General features: G+C 72.1%; 4 protein-coding genes and 1 pseudogene. 2 read left to right on the top strand and 3 right to left on the bottom strand.

Annotated elements, in window-relative coordinates:
- A pseudogene (locus tag CCN56_RS36555) lies at nt 1–415 on the bottom strand (NAD-dependent epimerase/dehydratase family protein); the annotation flags it as partial.
- A 214-nt stretch (nt 416–629) separates the two neighbouring features.
- Between CCN56_RS36555 and CCN56_RS36560 the strand changes: the two are divergent.
- Both CCN56_RS36560 and CCN56_RS36565 read left to right on the top strand, forming a co-directional pair.
- On the top strand, nt 630–2,051 hold the full coding sequence (locus CCN56_RS36560; RefSeq protein WP_086832043.1) for a zinc-dependent metalloprotease: 1,422 nt from the start codon (nt 630–632) through the stop codon (nt 2,049–2,051).
- The gene (locus CCN56_RS36565; RefSeq protein WP_086832044.1) at nt 2,048–2,572 is read left to right on the top strand and encodes an NUDIX hydrolase; all 525 of its coding nucleotides are present in this window, start codon (nt 2,048–2,050) and stop codon (nt 2,570–2,572) included. Before CCN56_RS36560 ends, CCN56_RS36565 begins: the two co-directional genes overlap by 4 nt.
- Nucleotides 2,573–2,620: 48 nt before the next feature.
- On the opposite strand, the gene CCN56_RS36570 is transcribed toward CCN56_RS36565, so the two are convergent.
- Both CCN56_RS36570 and CCN56_RS36575 read right to left on the bottom strand, forming a co-directional pair.
- Complete coding sequence (locus tag CCN56_RS36570; RefSeq protein ID WP_086832045.1) at nt 2,621–3,376, bottom strand: AIM24 family protein; 756 nt, start codon at nt 3,374–3,376, stop codon at nt 2,621–2,623.
- A 19-nt stretch (nt 3,377–3,395) separates the two neighbouring features.
- A partial coding sequence (locus CCN56_RS36575; protein ID WP_143664737.1) for an AIM24 family protein occupies nt 3,396–3,756 on the bottom strand: 361 nt, incomplete at its 5' end.

Below are 3,756 nucleotides of genomic sequence, written 5' to 3' on the forward strand. Positions count from 1 at the left end.
TCGCCGACGCCGGTGGCCTCCGCCGTCGCCCTGAGCTCGGCGTCCTCGGAGAGCGGGATGTCGTTGTCGGGCAGGGCGCCGTAGACCATCGCGGAGGTGCAGAGCACCACCCGGTGGACCCCGGCCGCGGCGGCGGCGGTCAGGACGGTCTGGGTGCCGCGCACGTTGTAGGCCGTCCGGGCGGCGGGGTCGGTCTCCAGGTCGAGGTCGACGGCGAGGTGCACGACGACGTCCGCGCNNCCCGGCGCTCGTCGATGGCGACGACCCGCTTGATCTCCTCGGAGGCGGCGAGGCGCCTGGTCAGCAGGTCACCGACGCCGGAGGCGGCACCGGTGACCGCGACGACGGGGCCGCGCACGGCGGACCGGGTTGAGGGGTTTCGCGCTCCGCGAACCTGTGGATCTGGGGAACTCACCGGGCGTCTCCAGCGGTTGTCTTCAGTACGCACGCGCATGACGCGTACGGACCAGGTGGCGTCCATCCTGCCGCAGGGCACGGCCCGGCGGAGCACCGAGCCCATTTCCGGCCCGGATGTCTACGCTGGTGGTGTGCGGGGCCTGTCTGGACAGGCCCTGGTCGGGCAGTCGCCGTCGGCAGGAGGCCGGCGGCCCTACGAGCCGAGGAAACCTGTGAGTGACACCCCATTCGGATTCGGCCTTCCGCCGGAGGAGCCGGAGAACGGCGACGAGGGCAAGAAGAAGGACCCCGCCGGAGGTGGCCAGGGGTCCGGCGGCAACCCGTTCGGCGCGAACCCGTTCGGCTTCGGCGGGCTGCCCGGCATGGGCGGTCCCGGTGGCGCGGACAATCCGTTCGCCGCGATGTTCGGCTCCCTGAACCCCAACGATCTGGGCGCGGCCTTCCAGCAGCTCGGGCAGATGCTGAGCTACGAGGGCGGTCCCGTGAACTGGGACATGGCCAAGCAGATCGCGCGCCAGGTGGTGGCCCAGGGCACCGCCGACGGCGTCAAGGACGCGAGCGTGGGTCCGGCCGAGAAGTCGGCGGTCGAGGAGGCCGTGCGCCTCGCCGACCTGTGGCTGGACCAGGTCACCTCGCTGCCCTCGGGCGCGGGCACGGCCGTGGCGTGGAGCCGCGCGGAGTGGGTCGAGGCGACGCTGCCGGCGTGGCAGCAGCTCGTGGACCCGGTCGCCGAGCGGGTCGGTTCGGCGATGGGCGACGTCCTGCCGGAGGAGATGCAGGCCATGGCCGGCCCGCTGATCGGCATGATGCGCTCGATGGGCGGCGCCATGTTCGGCCAGCAGATCGGGCAGGCCGTGGGCGCGCTGGCCGGTGAGGTCGTCGGTTCGACGGACGTCGGCCTGCCGCTGGGCCCCGCCGGGCGTGCCGCGCTGCTGCCGCTGAACATCGAGGCCTTCGGCAAGGACCTGGGCGTGCCCTCGGACGAGGTGCGGCTCTACCTGGCCCTGCGCGAGGCCGCGCACCAGCGTCTCTTCGCGCACGTGCCGTGGCTGCGGGCGCACCTGTTCGGCGCGGTCGAGGGGTACGCGCGCGGGATCAAGGTCGACACCTCGAAGCTGGAGGAGGCGGTGGGTCAGCTCGACCCGACGCATCCGGAGCAGCTGCAGGAGGCGCTCCAGCAGGGCATGTTCCAGCCGGAGGACACCCCGGAGCAGAAGGCGGCCCTGGCCCGTCTGGAGACGGCGCTCGCACTGGTCGAGGGCTGGGTGGACGCGGTGGTCCACGAGGCCGCCAAGTCGCGCCTGACCTCGGCGGACGCCCTTCGGGAGACGCTGCGCCGGCGCCGTGCCTCGGGCGGTCCGGCCGAGCAGACCTTCGCGACGCTGATCGGTCTGGAGCTGCGTCCGCGGCGACTGCGGGACGCGGCGCGCCTGTGGGCCTCGCTCACCGACGCGCGCGGGGTCGACGGCCGGGACGGTCTGTGGGAGCACCCGGACATGCTGCCGACGGCGACCGACCTGGACGACCCCGACGGTTTCGTGCACCGCGAGCACCTGGACTTCTCCGAGCTGGACAAGATGCTCGGCGAGGCGGCCAAGGGCGAGAGCCCGGAGGACGGGGACACCGAGAAGTGAACCTGCACGACGACGCGGTCCTCGTCCTGAAGGGGTACGAGGACCAGCCGGAGCTCCGCGATGTCTACCTGGACCATCTCGCCGAGCACCCGGACGGCATGTACAAGCCGTGCGAGGCCGGGCATCTGACCTCCAGCGCGCTGGTGATCGACCCTTCACGCGGGCGCGTGCTGCTGACCCTGCACAAGAAGCTGGGCATGTGGCTGCAGATGGGCGGCCACTGCGAGCCGGGCGACGCGACGGTGGAGGCGGCGGCGCTGCGCGAGGCGGCCGAGGAGTCCGGCATCGCGGGTCTGACGCTGCTGCCGGGCGGCCCGGTGCGCCTCGACCGGCATCCGATCCCGGCGCCGTGCCACTGGCACCTGGACGTGCAGTACGCGGCGCTGGCCCCGGCGGACGCGGTGGCGGAGATCAGCGAGGAGTCGCTGGACCTGCGCTGGTTCGCGTACGAGGACGTGGCGGGTGTGGCCGACACGTCGGTGGTGGAGCTGCTGAAGGGCACGCTGGCGCGGCTGGCGTGAGGACAGTGGTGAGGGCCGGTCGCCATGGCGACCGGCCCTCACCCGCACTCAGTTCCAGGCGTTGTTCTGGTTCTGGGCGTGGGCGCCGTGCTGGCCGGCGCCGAACTGGGCGGCGATGCCCTGTCCGATGGCGGCGTTCTGCGGGGGCATGACCTCGCTGGGCTGGACGAGGGCGAAGCCCTGTCCGAGGAAGCTGAGCTCCCAGCCCTCGCCCGTGTTGCCGCGGCGGCGCATGACGCTGGAGTTGGTCGTCTGCGCCTGCATCTGGACGCGCAGCCCGGTGGACCAGGCGACGATGGCGTCCGCGTCGACGCTCACGTACTTCTCGGGCGTGACCTGCATCATCAGCGGCTGCCCGGAGGTCATCAGGGCGACCTTGCCGCGGCCGGAGATGTTGAGCTGGTACTTGCCGGTGCCGGAGACGCCGTACTGGCTGTCGACGGCGATGACCTCGGTGTGGAGGGTCGAGTCGAGCGCCAGGACGTAGGCGCTGTCGACGGTCAGGCCGTCCTGCTCGACCTCCACGATGTGGACGTGCTGGGCGAGGTTGGCGAAGTAGACCGTGCCCTGGCCGGAGCAGCGCATCAGGTCCAGGCCCTCGCCGGTGCGGGCACGGGCCCGCCGCTGGTTCGGGGTCTGGTACTCGCCGTCGAAGTCGATGAGTCCCTGGTACGCGACCATGGCGCCCTTGCGGGCGAGGATGTCGTCCTGGCCGGTGAGGCTGACCCGCAGGAGCTGCGGGTTCTGGATGACGTACCGCTCCTGGCTCTGCTGTTCGGCGTGGTTGAAAAGCGGGCTCTGCATGGTGTGTTCTCGCTCCCCCTCAGCCCCGGACCCGCAGGCGGTCGGTGCTGTCCTCGCTCGGCTGTACGACGACGATGCCCTGGCCCGAGAAGGCCATCTGGTAGGCCTCGCCGCTGCCCCGCCCGATGAGGGAGGAGGCCTTGAAGCTGCGCTTGCCCTTGACCTTGAGCGCGGGCGACCAGGCGACGAGCGCGTCGGGGTCGACGTACGTCTCGTCCTCGCCGCGGCCGCAGTCGACGACGATCGGCGTGCCGCGCGAGGTGAGCGCGACCCAGCCGGTGCCGGCGATCTCCACGTTGAACAGGCCCTGGCCGGCGAACTTGGCGAGGCCCTTGACCCGCTCGACGCCCCACTGGAGGTGGGCGTCGAAGGCGAGCACG

The organism is Streptomyces sp. NRRL B-24572 (assembly GCF_002156145.1).
Taxonomy (GTDB): Bacteria; Actinomycetota; Actinomycetes; order Streptomycetales; family Streptomycetaceae; genus Streptomyces; species Streptomyces vietnamensis.

Coding starts and splice junctions, on each gene's coding strand:
- CCN56_RS36570 (WP_086832045.1), bottom strand. CDS start 3,376: ATGCAGAGCCCGCTTTTCAACCACGCCGAACAGCAGAGCCAGGAGCGG.